Origin of the sequence: Lentzea sp. NPDC060358 (assembly GCF_042725365.1) — a bacterium.
Taxonomy (GTDB): domain Bacteria; phylum Actinomycetota; class Actinomycetes; order Mycobacteriales; family Pseudonocardiaceae; genus Lentzea.
The window spans coordinates 1-17,402 of the sequence record NZ_JBHXCW010000170.1 but is presented as its reverse complement, the minus strand read 5'-3'; the positions used below and the strand labels follow the sequence as shown (position 1 = coordinate 17,402).

General features: G+C 70.9%; 18 protein-coding genes, 2 pseudogenes and 1 riboswitch. Of the genes and pseudogenes, 9 read left to right on the top strand and 11 right to left on the bottom strand.

Annotation, left to right across the window (positions count from 1 at the left end; genetic code table 11):
- Both ACFWGZ_RS28990 and gcvP read left to right on the top strand, forming a co-directional pair.
- On the top strand, nucleotides 1-968 hold a 968-nt coding region (locus tag ACFWGZ_RS28990; RefSeq protein ID WP_382454748.1), incomplete at its 5' end, for a Clp protease N-terminal domain-containing protein.
- A gap of 56 nt (nucleotides 969-1,024) precedes the next feature.
- Nucleotides 1,025-1,120, top strand: a riboswitch (glycine riboswitch).
- Nucleotides 1,121-1,271: 151 nt separating this feature from the next.
- Nucleotides 1,272-4,163, top strand: a complete 2,892-nt coding sequence (gene gcvP / locus ACFWGZ_RS28985) for an aminomethyl-transferring glycine dehydrogenase (protein ID WP_382454747.1) — start codon at nucleotides 1,272-1,274, stop codon at nucleotides 4,161-4,163.
- 54 nt (nucleotides 4,164-4,217) lie between these two features.
- Here the strand turns inward: gcvP and ACFWGZ_RS28980 are convergent, their stop codons facing one another.
- Genes ACFWGZ_RS28980 through ACFWGZ_RS28970 form a run of 3 tightly spaced genes read right to left on the bottom strand, consistent with a single transcriptional unit; the run spans nucleotide 4,218 to nucleotide 5,454 of the window.
- A complete protein-coding gene (locus ACFWGZ_RS28980; protein ID WP_382454746.1) occupies nucleotides 4,218-4,406 on the bottom strand; it encodes a hypothetical protein in 189 nt (62 codons plus the stop codon).
- Between the two features lie 12 nt (nucleotides 4,407-4,418).
- Nucleotides 4,419-5,024, bottom strand: coding sequence for a class I SAM-dependent methyltransferase (locus tag ACFWGZ_RS28975; protein ID WP_382454745.1), 606 nt, complete (start codon nucleotides 5,022-5,024; stop codon nucleotides 4,419-4,421).
- Between the two features lie 52 nt (nucleotides 5,025-5,076).
- A complete protein-coding gene (locus tag ACFWGZ_RS28970) occupies nucleotides 5,077-5,454 on the bottom strand; it encodes a DUF3224 domain-containing protein (protein ID WP_382454744.1) in 378 nt (125 codons plus the stop codon).
- Nucleotides 5,455-6,003: 549 nt separating this feature from the next.
- Between ACFWGZ_RS28970 and ACFWGZ_RS28965 the strand changes: the two genes are divergently transcribed.
- From ACFWGZ_RS28965 to ACFWGZ_RS28955, 3 genes are all read left to right on the top strand, one after another.
- A complete protein-coding gene (locus ACFWGZ_RS28965) occupies nucleotides 6,004-6,381 on the top strand; it encodes a hypothetical protein (protein WP_382454743.1) in 378 nt (125 codons plus the stop codon).
- 110 nt (nucleotides 6,382-6,491) lie between these two features.
- Nucleotides 6,492-7,463 carry a helix-turn-helix transcriptional regulator gene (locus ACFWGZ_RS28960; protein ID WP_382454742.1) on the top strand — a complete coding sequence of 324 codons (972 nt, stop codon included), beginning with the start codon at nucleotides 6,492-6,494 and terminating at the stop codon, nucleotides 7,461-7,463.
- Nucleotides 7,451-8,263 carry an aldo/keto reductase gene (locus ACFWGZ_RS28955; RefSeq protein ID WP_382454741.1) on the top strand — a complete coding sequence of 271 codons (813 nt, stop codon included), beginning with the start codon at nucleotides 7,451-7,453 and terminating at the stop codon, nucleotides 8,261-8,263. The genes ACFWGZ_RS28960 and ACFWGZ_RS28955 overlap by 13 nt, the downstream gene beginning before the upstream one ends.
- 132 nt (nucleotides 8,264-8,395) lie before the next feature.
- On the opposite strand, the pseudogene ACFWGZ_RS28950 reads toward ACFWGZ_RS28955, so the two are convergent.
- The 5 genes and pseudogenes from ACFWGZ_RS28950 to ACFWGZ_RS28930 all read right to left on the bottom strand — a co-directional run.
- Nucleotides 8,396-8,686, bottom strand: a pseudogene (locus tag ACFWGZ_RS28950) (glycosyltransferase); the annotation flags it as partial.
- A gap of 61 nt (nucleotides 8,687-8,747) precedes the next feature.
- On the bottom strand, nucleotides 8,748-10,454 hold the full coding sequence (locus tag ACFWGZ_RS28945) for a substrate-binding domain-containing protein (RefSeq protein WP_382454740.1): 1,707 nt from the start codon (nucleotides 10,452-10,454) through the stop codon (nucleotides 8,748-8,750).
- A gap of 65 nt (nucleotides 10,455-10,519) precedes the next feature.
- Nucleotides 10,520-11,335, bottom strand: coding sequence for a 3-methyladenine DNA glycosylase (locus ACFWGZ_RS28940; protein WP_382454749.1), 816 nt, complete (start codon nucleotides 11,333-11,335; stop codon nucleotides 10,520-10,522).
- 119 nt (nucleotides 11,336-11,454) lie between these two features.
- On the bottom strand, nucleotides 11,455-11,700 hold the full coding sequence (locus ACFWGZ_RS28935; protein WP_382454739.1) for a hypothetical protein: 246 nt from the start codon (nucleotides 11,698-11,700) through the stop codon (nucleotides 11,455-11,457).
- Between the two features lie 10 nt (nucleotides 11,701-11,710).
- Nucleotides 11,711-12,139, bottom strand: coding sequence for a winged helix-turn-helix transcriptional regulator (locus ACFWGZ_RS28930; protein WP_382454738.1), 429 nt, complete (start codon nucleotides 12,137-12,139; stop codon nucleotides 11,711-11,713).
- A 79-nt stretch (nucleotides 12,140-12,218) separates the two neighbouring features.
- Between ACFWGZ_RS28930 and ACFWGZ_RS28925 the strand changes: the two genes are divergently transcribed.
- The gene (locus ACFWGZ_RS28925) at nucleotides 12,219-12,875 is read left to right on the top strand and encodes an SDR family oxidoreductase (RefSeq protein ID WP_382454737.1); all 657 of its coding nucleotides are present in this window, start codon (nucleotides 12,219-12,221) and stop codon (nucleotides 12,873-12,875) included.
- On the opposite strand, the gene ACFWGZ_RS28920 is transcribed toward ACFWGZ_RS28925, so the two are convergent.
- Complete coding sequence (locus ACFWGZ_RS28920) at nucleotides 12,861-13,376, bottom strand: GNAT family N-acetyltransferase (RefSeq protein WP_382454736.1); 516 nt, start codon at nucleotides 13,374-13,376, stop codon at nucleotides 12,861-12,863. The two genes, ACFWGZ_RS28925 and ACFWGZ_RS28920, sit on opposite strands and share 15 nt — an antisense overlap.
- Before the next feature lie 56 nt (nucleotides 13,377-13,432).
- Nucleotides 13,433-14,125, bottom strand: coding sequence for a DUF2848 domain-containing protein (locus ACFWGZ_RS28915; RefSeq protein WP_382454735.1), 693 nt, complete (start codon nucleotides 14,123-14,125; stop codon nucleotides 13,433-13,435).
- A 46-nt stretch (nucleotides 14,126-14,171) separates the two neighbouring features.
- On the opposite strand from ACFWGZ_RS28915, the gene ACFWGZ_RS28910 reads away from it, so the two are divergent.
- Nucleotides 14,172-15,500, top strand: a complete 1,329-nt coding sequence (locus ACFWGZ_RS28910; RefSeq protein WP_382454734.1) for an MFS transporter — start codon at nucleotides 14,172-14,174, stop codon at nucleotides 15,498-15,500.
- Here ACFWGZ_RS28910 and ACFWGZ_RS28905 read toward each other — a convergent pair.
- Complete coding sequence (locus ACFWGZ_RS28905; protein WP_382454733.1) at nucleotides 15,461-16,078, bottom strand: GntR family transcriptional regulator; 618 nt, start codon at nucleotides 16,076-16,078, stop codon at nucleotides 15,461-15,463. The two genes, ACFWGZ_RS28910 and ACFWGZ_RS28905, sit on opposite strands and share 40 nt — an antisense overlap.
- A gap of 43 nt (nucleotides 16,079-16,121) precedes the next feature.
- Here ACFWGZ_RS28905 and ACFWGZ_RS28900 point away from each other — a divergent pair, with 43 nt between their 5' ends.
- Both ACFWGZ_RS28900 and ACFWGZ_RS28895 read left to right on the top strand, forming a co-directional pair.
- Entirely contained in the window at nucleotides 16,122-16,898 is a 777-nt protein-coding gene (locus ACFWGZ_RS28900; RefSeq protein WP_382454732.1) for a carbon-nitrogen hydrolase family protein, read from the top strand.
- Between the two features lie 234 nt (nucleotides 16,899-17,132).
- Nucleotides 17,133-17,402 (top strand): annotated as a pseudogene (locus ACFWGZ_RS28895) (AAA family ATPase); the annotation flags it as partial.

The window sequence follows — 17,402 nt, the reverse complement described above, 5'->3', positions numbered from 1 at the left end:
TGCCTAGCGTTGCCGCCATGACCCCCACTCCTTCCCCGCAGGTCGTGAAAGTGCTGGCCGCCGCCGTGCAGCGGGCGTTCCGGCTCGAGTTCGGGTTCGTCGGCACCGAGAACCTGCTGATCGCGCTCACCGACACGACCGGTCCCGGCCGCAAGCTCGGGGTCAAGTCGTTGCGGGCCCAGGCGATGGCGCGCGGCACCGAGCACTGGGCCGGTGGCGACGGCGGTCCCGCCGAGGCCGGGCCCGAGGTCACCGCGCTGATGCGCGCCGCGCACCACCAGGCCCGCGTCGAGACCGCGTTGCCTCCCAGCGTCGCGCTCGACGCGTGCCTCGCAGCGGCGGTCGGCCAGGCCGGTGACGGCGTGCTGACCACGACCCACCTGTCGCTCGCTCTGCTGTCGCTCGAGTTCGGGCGGGTGGCGGACCTGATGGTGGTGCGGCGCGTCGACGTCGAGGCCGTCGCCGCGGCCGTGCGGGAGGCGGCCGAACCGGAGGAGGCGCCCGCCGTGTGGCTGCTGCGCAAGGCGGGGGCGCTGGAGGGGGAGTCCGGCGGCGGGTACGTGCGGTGGCTGACGAAGCTCGTCGTGCGCGGCCAGGGGCTGGGCGGGCCGGTGCTCACCGCGGTCCGCAATGAGGCCGAACGGCTCGCCGTCGCCGGGGAGCGGCCCGTCTCGTCCGCCGACCTCGTCGCCGCGGTGCTGACGCTCGACCACCAGCTGAGCGCCGCGGGCAGGAGGCTGAAGCCGGAGTTCGAGTCCGGCGGCGCGACCGCCCTGCGCCAGGCGGGAGTGGACCGGGCGGCGCTGCCCGCCGGCGGGTCCGTGGACCGCGCGGTCGAGCGGGCCAAGCTCGTCGCGGCCCGGCGCGGGGACGACGTCGTGGGCACCCGGCACTTGCTCGTGGCGCTGCGCGACGACCCCGAGGACCCCGTCTCGGGGGCCTTGAGCGGTCTTGGTGCTGAGATGTAGGCCGCGTCACTAGGGACTAGCTGGGCGGCCTGCGGGTATTCTTCTCGGGTAGTCGCTGAACTCAGGCGGGAGAGACCGGGCCCCGAGCCCGGCGCCGAAGGAGCAAGTCCCTCCCCGGGAACCTCTCAGGCACCCAGGACCGCCCGAGCGAGACGCCTCTGGAAAGTGGAGCCCCGCCAGGGGATCCCGCCGACGGTGAAAGCCCGCTCCCACAGCGGGTGAACCTCTCAGGCGCCCCTCGGGGTACGGACAGAGCGGGGAGGGCACCAGGACACGTGTGCCCGCAGCCCCCGGAGGCGTTTGATGACGCAGGACCGCATTCCGCTCGCCGCTCTCGAGCACGGCACCCCGTTCGCCGACCGCCACGTCGGCCCGCGCCCCGCCGAGCTCGCGCGCATCCTCGACGTCATCGGCGTCGGGTCGCTGGAGGAGCTGGCGCAGCACGCGGTTCCGCCGTCCATCCACGAACGCGACCTCGTGCTGGACCTGCCCGCGCCGGCCACCGAGACCGAGGCGCTCGCCGAGCTGCGCGAGCTCGCCTCCCGGAACCGGCCGATGACGCAGATGATCGGCCTGGGCTACTACGACACCGTGACGCCGGGCGTGATCCTGCGCAACGTCCTCGAGTCGCCCGCCTGGTACACCGCCTACACGCCGTACCAGCCGGAGATCTCCCAGGGCCGCCTCGAGGCACTGCTGAACTTCCAGACGATGGTCGGCGACCTGACGGGCCTGCCGGTCGCGAACGCGTCCATGCTGGACGAGTCGACCGCCGCCGCCGAGGCGATGACGCTGGTGCGCCGGGCAGGCAAGTCCAAGTCCTCCAAGTTCGTCATCGACGCCGACACGCTGCCGCAGACGCTGGCCGTGATCGAGACGCGCGCCGAGCCGCTCGACATCGAGATCGTCGTCGCCGACCTGTCGCAGGGCATCGAGGGCCTGGGCCTGGGCGGCGACTTCTTCGGCGTGCTGCTGTCCTACCCCGGCGCGTCCGGTGTGGTGCGCGACCAGAAGGCGCTCATCGAGGAGATCCACGCGGCCGGCGCGCAGGCCGTCGTCGTCGCCGACCTGCTGGCGCTGACGCTGCTGCGCGCGCCCGGCGAGATCGGCGCGGACGTCGTCGTCGGCACCACCCAGCGCTTCGGCGTGCCGATCGGCTTCGGCGGCCCGCACGCCGGCTACATGGCCGTCCGGTCCGGTCTGGAGCGCCAGCTGCCCGGCCGTCTCGTGGGCGTCTCCGTCGACGCCGACGGCTCCCTGGCCTACCGCCTCGCGCTGCAGACGCGCGAGCAGCACATCCGCCGCGAGAAGGCCACGTCGAACATCTGCACCGCGCAGGTGCTGCTGGCCGTGATCGCGTCCATGTACGCCGTCTACCACGGCCCCGAGGGCCTGCGCGCCATCGCGACCCGCGTGCACCGCCTGGCCACCGTGCTCGCCACGGGCCTGTGCGAGGCGGGCCTCGAGGTCGTGCACGGCGAGTTCTTCGACACCGTCGAGGTCCGCGTCGAGGGCAGGGCCGCCGAGGTCGTCGCCAAGGCCCGCGAGGCCGGCATCAACCTCCGCAAGGTCGACGACGACGTCGTGGCCATCGCCTGCGACGAGAAGACCACCCGCGCGCACGTCGTCGCGGTGTGGGAGGCCTTCGGCGTCACGGGGTCCGACGTGGACGCCATCGACGCCGACACCGCGGACGGCATCCCGGCCGACCTGCGCCGCACGTCCGACTACCTGACCCACCCGGTCTTCCACGCGCACCGCTCCGAGACGGCGCTGCTGCGCTACCTGCGCGCGCTGTCCGACAAGGACGTCGCCCTGGACCGCAGCATGATCCCGCTCGGCTCCTGCACGATGAAGCTGAACGCCACCGCGGAGATGGAGTCCATCACGTGGCCGGAGTTCTCGACGCTGCACCCGTTCGCGCCCGTCGAGGACGCGGCCGGGCTGCTGAAGATCGTGTCGGACCTGGAGGCCTGGCTCGCCGAGGTCACCGGCTACGACGCCGTGTCGCTGCAGCCCAACGCCGGCTCGCAGGGTGAGTTCGCCGGCCTGCTCGCGATCCGCGCCTACCACCGCGCCAACGGCAACGCCGCGCGCGACGTCTGCCTGATCCCGTCGTCCGCCCACGGCACCAACGCCGCGTCCGCCGTCATGGCCGGCATGCGCGTCGTCGTCGTGAAGTGCGACGACAAGGGCAACATCGACATGGGCCACCTGCGTTCCACGGTCGCGGAGCACGCCGACGACCTGGCCGCGATCATGATCACCTACCCGTCGACGCACGGCGTGTACGAGGACACCGTCCGCGAGGTCTGCGGCCTGGTCCACGACGCGGGCGGCCAGGTGTACGTCGACGGCGCGAACCTCAACGCGCTGATCGGCCTGGCCCGCTACGGCAAGTTCGGCTCGGACGTCTCGCACCTGAACCTGCACAAGACGTTCTGCATCCCGCACGGCGGCGGTGGTCCCGGCGTCGGCCCGATCGGCGTGAAGTCCCACCTGGCGCCGTTCCTGCCGAACCACCCGCTGCAGCCCACCGCGGGCCCGGCCACCGGTGTCGGCCCGATCGCGGGCGCCCCGTGGGGTTCCGCGTCGATCCTGCCGATCTCGTGGGCCTACGTGCGCATGATGGGCGGCGACGGCCTGCGCCGCGCGACCCTGACCGCCGTGGCCGCGGCGAACTACGTGGCGCGGCGGCTGGACGAGCACTACCCGGTCCTCTACACCGGCGAGGGCGGCTTCGTGGCCCACGAGTGCATCCTCGACCTGCGCCCGCTGACCAAGGCGACGGGCGTGACGGTGGACGACGTGGCGAAGCGGCTCGCCGACTACGGCCTGCACGCCCCGACGATGTCGTTCCCGGTCGCCGGCACCCTGATGGTCGAGCCGACCGAGTCCGAGGACCTGGCCGAGATCGACCGGTTCATCGACGCCATGATCGCCATCAAGCGCGAGATCGACCGCGTGGGCGCGGGCGAGTGGCCGGTGGAGGACAACCCGCTGCGCAACGCCCCGCACACCGCGGCCAGCGTGACCGTGGGCGAGTGGAACCACCCGTACACGCGCGAGGAGGCCGTCTACCCGGCGGGCACCGCGGCGCCGAAGATCTGGCCGCCCGTCCGCCGCATCGACGGCGCGAAGGGCGACCGGAACCTGGTCTGCTCCTGCCCGCCGCTCGAGGCCTACAGCAGCTGATCCGGACGTCCGGCGGACAGGGGCGCACTCGGGGGTGCGCCCCTGTCCCGTTTCTCAGACGGGGCAGGCCTCGTCACCGCAGTTCTGGTCGGTGCCCAGGCCCGGTTCGGCCAGGTCGTGCTCGAACGCGAAGTGGAAGCAGTCGGGGTGCATCCGCTCGAACAGCTCGAAGTCCCCGGTCTCCAGCTCGACCGTCTCACCGCACCGCTGGCAGGTCTGTTCTTCCGCTACGACTTCTGGCACCGGCAGATGGTCTCACCCGCGCCGGGCGAACAGGATCGCGCCGTCGTCGCCGAGCAGCCACCGCGCCTCGACGGTGAACCCGGCGTCGCGCAGCCACCCGGCCACGCGCTCCGGCGGCCGCAGATGGACGTGCACGCGCATCGGAAGCCCGCCGTAGCCCTGGGTCTTGAGGTTCGCCCGGTCGCCGACGTGAAAGCCGACCTGCAGCAACCCGTTGGGGCGCAACGCTTCCCGGAAGTGCCCGAACACGCCGGGCACCTCGTCGTCGGGCACGTGGATCAGCGACCACCACGACAGGATCCCGCCCACCGCCGTGCCGAGCGGCTCGGTCATCGACCCCACCTCGAACCGCAGCCCGGGGTGGGTCGCGCGGGCCAGCGCGACCATCGCGGGGGAGAGGTCGATCCCGAACGCGTCCACGCCGAGCCCGTGCAGCCGCGCCGTGATGTCGCCGGGCCCGCAGCCGACGTCCGCGACCGGCCCGTCCACCTCCTCGGCGAACAACCACAAGGCCGCCCGCATGTGCGGCAGCCCGTCGAGCAGCCCGCGCGTGTGGTCGGCGTAGCTGCGCGCCACGGTGTCGTAGGAGGTCCGGGTGTCCGCCAGCCAGTCGTTCACAGGCGGGGAAGCTACTCCTCGGCGGCGTCGTGGACGGGGGCGCGGTCGTCGCTCAGACCTCGTACTCCAGGGTGTAGGTGCCGCTGCCGTCCTCCGCCCAGCCGACGGTGACCGCACCTCGCGCCTTGAGGAACTTCCCGGTGCCGTCGACGACCTCGATGGTGCCCTCCACAGAGTTCCGGTAGGCGCCGACGTGCCGCAGCACCAGCGTGCCGTCGTCGGTCGTGATCTCCTCGAGCGCGGTCGTCCACGCGACGTCGTCGCCGTAGTACATGAGGTACCGGCAGCTGCCGGTACCGGTGATGTCACCCGCGTACGAGAACTGGACGTGCGCCTCGGTCAGCTTGCGGCCCTCGACCTCCTTGTAGGAGCGGCCGTCCCACGTGTTCTCGTCCCAGCTCTTCACGGCGATGGTTCCTGTTGCCTTCATGGGGACCACTGTGCTGGCAATTCCTGACAGTTCGTGTCAGGTTTGATGATCTTTTTGCGAGTCGCCGACGTGTTGGCGTTCAAGCGAGGAACAGTTCGTTCAACCGCATAGGTACACACGAGTCGTGCGGTTCCGTTGGGGCGTGTGCGGCACAACGGAATGGAATCTGGCATAGGTCTTCCGATTGTCGAACCGCTCGAAGCTCTTTTGGGTGAAAACGCTCAAGTGGTCGCCCAGTGGCTTCCGATGTGGTCTGTACTGGTCTCAGGGGGCAGAGATGCCACGCTGCCCACCGTGGTAACGGGTTGGGCGGCCGGGGCGATCCCTCATCGAGCATGAGACCTGGTCACTCGATTGGAGACTCGTGCCGCGGCCGAAGCATCCGGATCCTGACCTGGAGGGACTGCTGCGCAGCCTTGAGAAGCAAGGCTGGCGGGTGGAGAAGGGGAAGAAGTACTTCAAAGCCAGATGCGGCCCACCACACGATGCATGTTTCAAGACAGTGAAGTTAACCCCGTCGAACTCGAATTACACACGCAACCTGCGAGGATGGCTGAAGAGGAACGGATGCTGGAGGGAGGACGCTTGATGGCACGCTCGTACTACGTCGAGGTGACCTGCGTATCCTCGGCCGTTGCCAGGGATCTGGAAAACCACCTGGAGGCCGTGATGGACGCGCTGCAAAGCGAACCGGGCATCGAGGACGCGGACATCGGCGCCAACCTGGAAGACGGCACTGTCGAGTTCTGCCTGCACCTCGACGCCGACGACTCCCCCGACGCTCTGCGCCAGGCGCATCTGCGGGTCCGTTCCGCACTGCACGCGGCTGGCGGTGCGACTCCCGGATGGGACCAGATGATCCAGGCCATCCTGGACGACGACGCGGCGACGACTGTGCGCCCCTCGGAACTCCTCTCCTGCTGCTGAGACCCCCGCGAAGCCCTGCCTCGGACCCGTGGTTGCGAGGCAGGGCTTCGGCGTGACCGGGTTCCGCATGTCGGTGGCGTTTTCCTGACAGTTCGTGTCAGGTTGAGAGGATGAAGTCCAGCCGCCTCATGCAGGTGCTCCTGCTCCTCCAGTCGAGAGGCCGCATGACTGCGGACGAGCTGGCGGCGGAACTCGAGGTCTCGCCCCGCACCATCTACCGCGACATCGACTCGCTGAGCGCCGCCGGCATCCCCGTCTACGCCGACCGCGGCCCGGCCGGCGGCTACCAGCTCGTCGACGGCTACCGCACCCGGCTGACCGGCCTCACCTCCGCCGAGGCCCAGTCGCTGTTCCTCGCGGGGCTGCCCGGCCCCGCCGCCGACCTGGGGCTGAAGGAGGTCGCCGCCGCCGCGCAGCTCAAGCTGCTCGCGGCGCTGCCGACCGAGCTGCGCGACCGGGCCGAGCAGATCCGCCAGCGCTTCCACCTCGACACCCCGTCGTGGTTCCGCGGCGACGAACCCACCGGGCACCTCGCCACGATCGCCGACGCCGTCTGGGAGCAGCGCCGGGTGCGGATGACCTACCGGCGGTGGGGCAACGACGTCGTCGAGCGCGAGGTCGACCCGTACGGTCTGGTCCTCAAGGCGGGCACGTGGTACTTCGTCGGCAGCGGCCGCACCTACCGGGTGTCGCGCGTCCTGGAGCTGCACCCGACGGGCGGCACCTTCGACCGCCCCGCCGACTTCGACCTCGCGCGGTACTGGGCGGAGTGGTCCGAGCAGTTCGAGGCGCGCATGTACGGCGAGCGCATCACCGTGCGGATGACCCGGTCGGGCCTCGACAAGACCCAGTACCTGCTGAGCGGCCACCAGGCGCGGGTCGTCCGCGAGATCGCCCCGCAGCCCGGCGAGGCGTTCGGCTTCCCGACCGAGTCGACCCGCCACGCCGTCGCCGACCTGCTGAAATTCGGCTCGGACGTCGAGGTGCTCGCACCGGCCGGGCTGCGCCGGGAGTTGATCGACATCATCAACTCCATGCACGAGGTCTACAACGGTGCGAAGCTACGCACATGGTTCCGCTGATCTCGTTGAACAACGGAGTACGGATCCCCCAACTCGGCTTCGGCGTCTTCCAGGTGCCGGAGGACCAGGTGGCCGGTGCGGTCACGACGGCGATCGAGGCCGGCTACCGCAGCATCGACACGGCGGCCGCCTACCGCAACGAGTCCGGTGTCGGAGACGCGACCGCCGGCATCCCCGACCTGTTCATCACGACCAAGCTGCGCAACGCCGACCAGGGCTACGACTCGACGCTGCGCGCGTTCGACGAGAGCATGCGCAAGCTCCGCCGCGACGTGCTGGACCTCTACCTCATCCACTGGCCGACCCCGGCGCGCGACCTCTACGCCGAGTCGTGGCGTGCGCTCGAACAGCTCTACGCCGACGGACGGGTGCGCGCCATCGGCGTCTCGAACTTCCACACCCCGCACCTGCAGCGCCTGTTCGACGAGTTCCCGACGACCCCGGCGGTGAACCAGATCGAGCTGCACCCGTTGCTGCAGCAGGAGGAGATGCGCAAGGTGCACGTCACCCACCGCATCGTCACCGAGGCGTGGTCGCCCCTGGCCAGGGGCACGCTGCTGCGCGAACCCGACCTCACGAGCCTCGCCGAGAAGTACGGCAAGACGCCGGCCCAGATCGTGCTGCGCTGGCACGTGCAGCTCGGCAGCGTCGTGATCCCGAAGTCCGTCACGCCCTACCGGATCAAGGAGAACATCGACGTCTTCGACTTCGAGCTGGCCCAGGACGACATGACGGTCATCCGCGAGCTCGACAACGGCACCCGCACGGGCCCCGACCCCGACGTCCACAACGTCAGCTGAGCAGCTCCTCCACCAGGTCAGCCGCGCCACCGGCCACCGTGCTCTCCCGCCCCAGCTCGCGGGAGCGGCCGCGGTGGCGCGGCTCCGCCAGCACCCGGTCGACGGCCCCGCACAGGCCGCGCGGCCCGCGCCCGCCCCGGCGACGCGCCTCGCCGCCTGCGGCTTGTCGAGCGAACCGGGCACCACGACCAGCGGCACCCCGACCGCCGGCACCCCGCCCCAGCCGCCGTTGGCGGTCATCACGTCGGTGCGCGGCAGCAGCAGGTCGTGGGGGACGAAACTCGCCGTGCGCACGTTGCCCGGCAACGGTTCCAGCGCTTCGCCGGTCGTGCAGACGACCAGTGCGTCGTGCCCTCGCAGCGCCTCGATCGCGGGCCTGATCAGGCCGTCCGCCCAGGTCTCCAGCGCGTGTGCGCGCGACACACACACACGGACCCAGCCGGGTTCCCCCAATTTCCATTCTAGTGACGCGGTCCGACAGCCCTCAGGCCTTCGTCGACAGCACCTGCCCGAGCGCCGCCTCCACGCCGTCCACGTTCTCCACCACCGACACCGACCCGCCGGTCACCTGCGCGATGTCGGTCAGCGCCGCGCGGTCCACCTCGCCGCCGATCGCGATGAAGCTGATCGCCAGGTCCTTGCCGTGCAGCTGCGCCTTCAGCGCCGCGAGGTCGATCCCGCCGTCGGACGGGCCGTCGGTGATCACCACGACCCGGTTGACCCTGCCCGCCACGAACCCGTCGTGCGCCGCCTCGTAGCACGCCGCGAGCGACGTGTAGAGCTGCGAGCCCTCCGCCGTCTTCAGGCCGTCGACGGCGCGTTTCAACGCGTCCCGCTTCTCCGTCACCGGCGCGGTTCCCACGAGCTGCTTGTACGGCTTCGCGCCGTCGAGCGAGCGCGCGAACTCCCACAGGCCGAACGAGCCCGACACCGAGCGGTCGATCTGGCCGCGCAGCGCCGACTTCACCTTGTCCAGCCGGGGTTTCATCGACGTCGACACGTCCGCCAGCACCGTCACGACCTGGCCGCCGCGGTCCGCCGACGCCCACGCCGACGAGATCTGCTGCGTCGTCGTCGCGTCGGCCGCCACCAGGTTCTCCGTCACCGGAGCCCACGAGATGCCCGGCGAGGGGGAGGGGCGGTCCTGAGTGGACTCGACGCGCAGGCCGCCGCGCGCGAGGATCTCCTGCGACGACGGCTCGGTCATGAAGTCGCGGAACGACTGCGCCGCACGGACTTCCGCCTCGCCGACCTCCGAGCCGCCCAGCGCCACGTACGGGAAGTCCGCCACCGGGGCCGGGCCCGCGGGCAGCACGCCCACGAGCGGCTTCGACGGGGCCTCCTTGCCCGTGTTGTGCCGGAGCAGGTCCACTTCGGACACCGGTGTGACCGAGAAGCCCGCCGCGTTCACCGTCGCGCTGTCGCCCAGGCGTCCCAACGCGTCACGCGTCGTCGGCGGCACCTCCGGCGGCACGGCGGCCGCGAGCTTCGACAGCTTCGCCTTCGCCGCGTCCGAGCCGAGCGACTCCGCCGTCACCGGGCCCTTGCCGTCGGCCAGTGCCGACTGGATCGCGAGCGCCGACGCGGTGTTCGTCGCCGGGTCGGGCATCGCGACGCTGAAGCGGCCCCAGTTCGTGCCGAACTTCGTCCAGTCCGTCACCTCGGGCATGTCGGTCCAGCGGAAGTCCTTCAGCACCGGCGCGGCGGCCTCGGGCGCCGCGAGCAGCACCGGCGACGTGCCGACGGACTTCGGGGCCGAGCCCACGAGCTTCGCGTTCAGCGCCGACAGCCGGTTCGCCCACAGGGTCGAGTCGGGTACCCATGCGTGCGGGCGCTTGCCGAGCTTCTGCTCGTCCCACGTCGTCGTGAGGCCTTCGAGCACCGCCGACGAGTCTGCGGACACCACCTCGATCGCGATGCAGTGGTCGTACACGACGGGCCGGGTCGCGCTGTACGCGCGCGCCACGTCGGCGACGGCCCCCGCGATGCTCGGCGTCGCCGACACGCGCAACACCGAGTCGCCCTCGCTGCAGTTCTGCGCCAGCGCCTGGGAGCGCTTGTCGAGCACGCCGCCCGCCCAGGTCAGGACCAGCCAGCCGAGGCCGATCAGCACCACGAACACGACGATCAGCACGGGCCACTTGGCGATTCCGCGCTTCACCTTCGCCCGCAGAGCGCGGTGTCGAGACATCGATCCCTCACAACTACTCAGGCGGCCCCCGACGACCAGCCAATCACGCTAACAGGTGAACCTCGTTAGCGAAGTGAAGTCACACCAAGTATCGACTGGCACACGGAGACGAGCCGTTCTCGCAACGGTCGCGCGCGTTCCGTGAACGCGGCCTGCCTCCGAACGTACTCGGCGCGCCCGTCCGGGGTCTCGATCGGCACGGGCCCGTACCCGAGTCCGGCCAGGTCGTAGGGGGAGGCGCGCATGTCGAGCTCGCGCACGTCGGCCGCGAGCTCGAAGCAGTCGGCCACCAGGTCCGACGGCGTCGCGGGCTCCAGCTTGTAGGCCCACTTGAACAGGTCCATGTTCGCGTGCAGGCACCCCGGCTGCTCGTTGCGGACCTGGTCGTCGCGCGTGGGCTGCAGGGTGTTGCGGGGCCGCGCGGGCTGCGTGAAGAACCGGAACGCGTCGAAGTGCCCGCACTGGATCCGGCTCGCCTCGACCACCGCGTCGGTCCCGTCGCTGCCCAGCCGCAACGGCCACGCGTTGTGCCGGACCTCCTCCGGCTGCTGCCGGTAGACCATCGCCCACTCGTGCAGCCCGAAGCACCCGAGCCGAGCCGGCCTGCTCAACGTGGCCGTGAGCAGCGCCTGGACGAACTCGAGCGTCTTCTCCCGCTGCGCGGCGAAGCTCGCGACGTCGAGCGTCACGCCCCCGCCGGCCCGCCGGTAGTGCGGGAACTCGAGGTACTCGGCGGCGTCCTCCAGCACGACGCCCGGCCCGGGATGCCACCGTTCGAGCCGCACGGGCCGATGGCTGTAGTAGGTGAAGAGGAAGTCCATGACCGGGTGCTTCTCTTTGCGCAGCTTGCGCTCCTGGTGCGGACCCGTGAACCGGCGCATGCGCGTGACGTGCGCGTCGCGCAACTGCTGCCATTCGGCTCGGGTCAGGACCTCCACGAGCGGTTACCGTACGCGGGACGGCGCCGAGTTCGTCGCGTGGCACGCCCCCGGCGGCCGTCCTACAGCGGCGGCACGAGCCCGTTGAACGTCCGCGCGCCGCTGCAGTGCGGGCACTCCCGCCCGTTGTCCACGGTCCGCGGCGCGCCGCCGATGATCGCGAGCGTCGGCGCCGCGATGTAGCCGGCGCCCCCGCACAGGTGGCAGACCGTGCGCGGTTCGGGCGTGACGGCGAAGAGGTCGTCGGTGTCGTCCTCGTCCTCGAACTCGTCGTCCTCGGCGAACTCGTCCTCGTCGTCCTCGCTCATGCCGCCCAACCTAGTGGGTCGGCTCCTCCGCACGGGTCAGCGACTCGATCGTCGCCTCCTCGCCGCAGTGCGCGCACACCACGCGCGGCTCCAGCACGTGGCCGCACGAGTGCTCCCACACGAGGGGGAGGGGCCCCTCCGTCACGTACGCGTCGCCCCACTCCTTGAGCATCAGCATGACGTTGTGCAGTGCGCGCCCCGACTCGGTCAGCAGGTACTCGTGCCGAGGGGGGTGTTCGGAGTACTGCCGCTTCTCCAGCACGCCGGCCGCGACCAGCTTCTTCAACCGCACGGTCAGGACGTCACGTGACGCGCCGGTGTTCGCGGCGATCTGGTCGAAGCGCGTGTTGCCGAAGAAGACCTCGCGCAACGCCAGCAACGACCAGCGCTCGCCCACGACCTCCAGCGCGTTCGCCACGGAGCAGCTTCGAGGGGCCATGTGACCATGCTAGCAGTGAGTTGGATTATCCAACCCGCAGCGCTACAGTCGGTTGGAGAATCCAACTCAGGAGGTAGTGATGAGCTTCGACACCGCAGCCGTGCTGGTGACCGGCGCCAACCGCGGTCTGGGCCGCGCTTTCGCCCGCGAGTTCGCGCGGCGCGGCGCCAAGGTCTACGCGGGCGTGCGCAACCCGGCGTCCGTCGTCGACGAGGGCGTCATCCCCGTGCGGCTCGACGTGACCGACGCCGCGCAGGTCGAGGCGGCGGCGAAGGAGCTGGGCGACGTCTCGATCGTCGTCAACAACGCCGGCGTGCTGGTCGAGGGCGAAGGGCTCGACGGCATCCAGGCGGAGTTCGACGTGAACGTCTACGGCATCGTCCGCGTCACCGACGCCTTCGCGCCGATCCTCAAGGCCAACGGCGGCGGCACGCTCGTCAACGTGCTGAGCATCCTGTCGTTCGTCGGCCGCGCGGACTGGCGGGGCTACGCCGCGTCGAAGGCGGCGGCGTGGTCGCTCACCAACTCGACCCGTGACGCCCTGCGCGACCAGGGGACGCACGTCGTGGCGGTGCACTCGGCGTTCATCGACACCGACATGGCGGCCGCGCAGACCGGCCCGAAGATCAGCACCGAGGACCTGGTCGCGCAGGTGCTGCGGGCCGTCGAGAACGGCGACGACGAGGTGCTGGCCGACGACCGGACCCGCGCGGTGAAGGCCTCACTCGCCTCGTGAGCGGCGCAGCTCCCACACCACGTCCACCCCGACGCGGTTGCCGATCGCCGGTTCGCGCGGCGGCGTGCGGCGGTCGACCTCGGTGAACCCGAGTCGCCGCGGCACACCGCTGCTCGCGAGGTTGGCCTCGTCGTGCCAGATCTGGATCCTGCGCACCCCGTCCAGCGCGAACGCGAACTCGGCCAGCTCCGCGACCGCCGCCGTGACGTGACCCCGCCCGGTGTGCGCGGGGTGCAGCCAGTAGCCGATCTCGACGAGATCGGGCTCGCGGGTCCGGTGCGCCGTCGCCAGGCCGACGATCGCGCCGTCGACGGTGATGACGTGCGGGAACAGCGCCCCGCGGTCCCAGCCCTCCGCGGCGTCGGCGAGGAACTCGGCGAGCATCGCCTCGTCGTACCCGCCGGCCGCCCACGGCATCCACACCCGCAGGTGGTCGAGCGACTCGGTGATGACGCGGAACAGCTCCTCCGCGTCCTCGCCGGTCACCTTCCGCAGCTCCATGCGCCTCTTTGTAGCGCAGCCGCGGGACGGACCGGGACTCATTTACCGCCGGGCGCTCAGCCGATCGGGTCGGGCAGCCGGGTCACCTCGTACTCGCAGTCGAGGACGTCGCCCGTGGCCGGGTCGCGCAGCTCGACGCGCCACCGCGACGCGAACTGGTCCACGCCGTGGTGCATCGGGATGGTGCCGGACAGCAGCACGGTGCCGGGCTCGAGCAGCGCGAGCTCCTTCAGCCGGTCCACCCAGTACTGCGGGGTCAGCAACTCGGCGAGCGTGCCGCGCTGGATCTCGGTGCCGTCGGCCCACGCCGTCAGCTCGATCTCGTCGATCCGGTCCGCCACGTCGGCGAGGCGCCACGCCTTGCGGCCCAGCACGTCCGGGCCCGCGTTCTTGCTCCACGCGACACCGTGCACCTCCAGCGCGCGGTCGGTGTGGTCGCAGGCCACGGTCAGCAGGACGTCCGAGTCGGTGACCACGATCGCCCACTCGGCCTCGCCGGAGGTCCGGCCGTGCTGCGCGGGGACCGAGGTGGTCTGCTGCGCCAGGTACGGCGAGACCGGGTAGAGGCTCGGCGTCACCGACGGCGCCGGCACGCCCAGCTCGGCGAGCTCACGCACGTGCGCGGCCACGTCGTCCTGGCTGCGACCTGCGTACCCACCGTTCAGCAACGTCGTCACGGCGACCTCGGCGACGGTGCCGTCCGGGAGGTCGAACTGGAGGGTGGCGGCCTGTGTACGAACGGTAGACATGCGGTACTCCTTGCGCATACGAGTTGTATACAGGCAGTATTACCGCATGACCGCTGCTGCAGCAACGCCAGACGTGCCACGTTCGGCGCTGGTACGCGCCTTCGTGGCCTCGCTCTCCGGTACCGCCCTGGAGTGGTACGACTTCGCGATCTACAACGTCGCCGCGGCCGTCGTGCTCGGTCCGCTGTTCTTCCCGAGTGAAGAACCGCTCACCGCCACGCTGCTCGCGTTCTCGACCTACGCCGTCGGATACCTCTCACGGCCGCTGGGCGGGTTCCTGTTCGGACGGCTCGGCGACAAGATCGGGCGCAAACGCGTGCTCGTCACGACGTTGCTGATCACCGGTATCGCGACGTTGCTCATCGGTCTGCTGCCGACGCACGCCGCGATCGGCCCCGCGGCCGGTGTGCTGCTCGTGCTGCTGCGCTTCGCGCAGGGCGTCGGGCTCGGCGGCGAGTGGGGCGGCGCGGTGCTGCTGTCCAGCGAGTACGGCAACCCGGCGCAGCGCGGGTTCTGGGCGAGCGCCGCCCAGATCGGCCCGCCCGCCGGCAACCTGATGGCGAACGGCGTGCTCGCGCTGCTCGGCGTGGCGCTGTCGGAGGACGCGTTCATGTCGTGGGGCTGGCGCGTCGCGTTCCTGCTGTCCGCGGTGCTCGTGATCTTCGGCCTGTGGATCCGCGTGAAGCTCGAGGAGACCCCGGTCTTCAAAGCGATCGAGGCGCGCGGCGACCGCCCGTCCGCCCCGGTCAGCGAGGTCTTCCGCACGCAGACCCGGCCGCTGGTCGCCGCCGTGCTGTGCCGCGTCGGCCCGGACGTCCTCTACGCGCTGCACACCGTGTTCGTGCTGACCTACCTCACGACCCAGCTGAAGCTGCCGCGCAACGTCGGCCTGATCGCCGTGCTGATCGCCTCGGGCTTCCAGCTCTTCCTGATGCCGCTCGCCGGTTGGCTGTCCGACCGCGTGAACCGGCGCGGCCTCTACGCCGCGGCGGCGGTCCTCGGCGCGGTCTGGCCGTTCGTGCTGTTCCCGCTGATCGACACGAAGTCGTGGCCGCTGATCGTGCTCGGCGTCGTGGTCGGCCTCGGCTTCCACGCGTTCATGTACGGCCCGCAGGCGGCGTTCATCGCCGAGCAGTTCAGCGAACGACTTCGCTACACGGGCAGCTCGCTCGCCTACACACTCGCGGGCGTCATCGGCGGTGCCATCGCGCCGTTGCTGTTCACCGCGCTGCTGGCGGGCTTCGGCACGTGGGTGGTCGTCGGTCTGTACGTCACGGTGGCGTGCGTGGTGACGCTGGTCGGTCTCTGGCTCGGCCGGGACCCGCAGGACGAGGATCAGCCGTTGAGCAGCACCTTCAGCGTCGTGTCCAAGTGAGCGGTGATCGCCGCGGTGGCCGCGCCGACGTCTCCGGACTCGAGCGCGGCCACGATCGCGTTGTGCTCGTCGATCACGGCCTGCTGCCGGCCGTGTGCCCGGTACAGCGCGACCACGCCCGCACGCACCTGCCGTGCGCGCAAGCCCTCGTACGTCTTCGTCAGCAGCTCGTTGCCCGTCGCCGCGACCAGCAGCGCGTGGAACTGCCGGTCGACGTCGATGAACTGCCGCGCGTCCTCCATGAGCCACCGCTGCTGCTCGATGAGCTCCTGCATCTTCCGCAACGGAACCATGTGCTCGCTCATCGTGCGTTCGGCCGCATACCGCTCCACGACCCCACGCAGCTCCATCAGCTCGGTGATCTGCCGCGACGACAACGGCGCGACGTACGCACCCTTCTTCGGCACGAGCTGCACCAGGTCCTCGGCCGCGAGCAGCAGCAGGGCCTCACGGATCGGCGTGCGGGAGACGCCGATCTGGTTGGCGACGTCCTGCTCGCTGATGAACCGTCCCTGCATCTCGGGATCGGCGAGAATGGTGTCCTTGAGGAACTCGTAGGCCTTTTCCCTGCCAGACAACCCGTCCGCACCCTGCATACAGCATGTATACCAGAGGAGGATCATGCGCATCGCGCTCTGCCAGATCAGCTCCACCGCTGATCCGCTGGACAACCTCGCCACCATCCGCGCCCGGGTCGCCGAAGCCGCTGCCCGGGGTGCCCGGGTGGTCCAGTTCCCGGAAGCCGCCCAGTGCCGGTTCGGCGTCCCGCTGACCCCGGTCGCCGAACCGCTCGACGGCCCGTGGGCCACCGCCGTCCGCGAGATCGCCGACGAGCACGGCGTCGTGGTGGTGGCCGGCATGTTCACGCCGGGCGAGGGCGGCCGGGTCGCCAACACCACGCTCGTCACGGGCGCCGGCCTGCACCTCGGCTACGACAAGATCCACCTGTTCGACGCCTTCGGCTTCCGCGAGTCCGACACGGTCACCCCCGGCGGCAAGCCGGTGACGTTCGAGGTCGACGGCACCACGATCGGCCTCGCCACCTGCTACGACGTGCGCTTCCCCGAACTCTTCCGCACCCTGGCCGACACCGCGCCGGTCATCCTGCTGGGCGCCTCCTGGGGAGCGGGCCCCGGCAAAGCCGACCAGTGGGACCTGCTGGTGCGGGCCCGCGCGCTGGACGCGACCTCGTGGGTGCTGGCCTGCGGCCAGGCCGACCCGGACGCCGACCACGGCTCGGCCCCGACGGGCATCGGCCGCAGCGCCGTCGTCGACCCGCTGGGCGCGGTCCGCGAGCGGCTGGAGGGCGCGCCGGGCACGCTGGTGTCCGATGTGGACCTCGACCTGGTCCGCGAGGCCCGCGAGAAGCTGCCCGTGCTGGCGAACCGGAGGCTGTGAGTGCGCGAGGAACACGAGTTCTTCCCCGTGTCGGGGGTCGGCTGGCAGGAGGCCGGCCCGGGCGTCGCCGAACGGGTCCTGTCCCGCGACCCGGACACGGCGACGCTCACCCGGATCGCGCGGTGGGAGCCGGGCCTCGAGACCTCGGACGTGCTGCGCCACGACTACCACGAGGAGGTCTACCTTTACAAGCGGGTGCGGGCCAGCGAGACCGAGGCGGGCGCGGCGCGCGACGAGGAGATCGAGCTCGGCAAGTCCAACATCCTGCTGCTGGGCCCCACGGGCTCCGGCAAGACGCTGCTCGCACAGACCCTGGCCCGCATGCTCAACGTCCCGTTCGCCATCGCCGACGCGACGGCGCTGACGGAGGCCGGCTACGTCGGCGAGGACGTCGAGAACATCCTGCTGAAGCTGATCCAGGCCGCGGACTACGACGTCAAGAAGGCCGAGACCGGGATCATCTACATCGACGAGATCGACAAGGTCGCCCGCAAGAGCGAGAAC

Coding starts and splice junctions, on each gene's coding strand:
- gcvP (WP_382454747.1), top strand. CDS start 1,272: ATGACGCAGGACCGCATTCCGCTCGCCGCTCTCGAGCACGGCACCCCG.
- ACFWGZ_RS28970 (WP_382454744.1), bottom strand. CDS start 5,454: ATGAAGGCAACAGGAACCATCGCCGTGAAGAGCTGGGACGAGAACACG.
- ACFWGZ_RS28965 (WP_382454743.1), top strand. CDS start 6,004: ATGGCTGAAGAGGAACGGATGCTGGAGGGAGGACGCTTGATGGCACGC.
- ACFWGZ_RS28960 (WP_382454742.1), top strand. CDS start 6,492: ATGAAGTCCAGCCGCCTCATGCAGGTGCTCCTGCTCCTCCAGTCGAGA.
- ACFWGZ_RS28955 (WP_382454741.1), top strand. CDS start 7,451: ATGGTTCCGCTGATCTCGTTGAACAACGGAGTACGGATCCCCCAACTC.
- ACFWGZ_RS28945 (WP_382454740.1), bottom strand. CDS start 10,454: ATGTCTCGACACCGCGCTCTGCGGGCGAAGGTGAAGCGCGGAATCGCC.
- ACFWGZ_RS28940 (WP_382454749.1), bottom strand. CDS start 11,335: ATGCGCCGGTTCACGGGTCCGCACCAGGAGCGCAAGCTGCGCAAAGAG.
- ACFWGZ_RS28935 (WP_382454739.1), bottom strand. CDS start 11,700: ATGAGCGAGGACGACGAGGACGAGTTCGCCGAGGACGACGAGTTCGAG.
- ACFWGZ_RS28930 (WP_382454738.1), bottom strand. CDS start 12,139: ATGGCCCCTCGAAGCTGCTCCGTGGCGAACGCGCTGGAGGTCGTGGGC.
- ACFWGZ_RS28925 (WP_382454737.1), top strand. CDS start 12,219: ATGAGCTTCGACACCGCAGCCGTGCTGGTGACCGGCGCCAACCGCGGT.
- ACFWGZ_RS28920 (WP_382454736.1), bottom strand. CDS start 13,376: ATGGAGCTGCGGAAGGTGACCGGCGAGGACGCGGAGGAGCTGTTCCGC.
- ACFWGZ_RS28915 (WP_382454735.1), bottom strand. CDS start 14,125: ATGTCTACCGTTCGTACACAGGCCGCCACCCTCCAGTTCGACCTCCCG.
- ACFWGZ_RS28910 (WP_382454734.1), top strand. CDS start 14,172: ATGACCGCTGCTGCAGCAACGCCAGACGTGCCACGTTCGGCGCTGGTA.
- ACFWGZ_RS28900 (WP_382454732.1), top strand. CDS start 16,122: ATGCGCATCGCGCTCTGCCAGATCAGCTCCACCGCTGATCCGCTGGAC.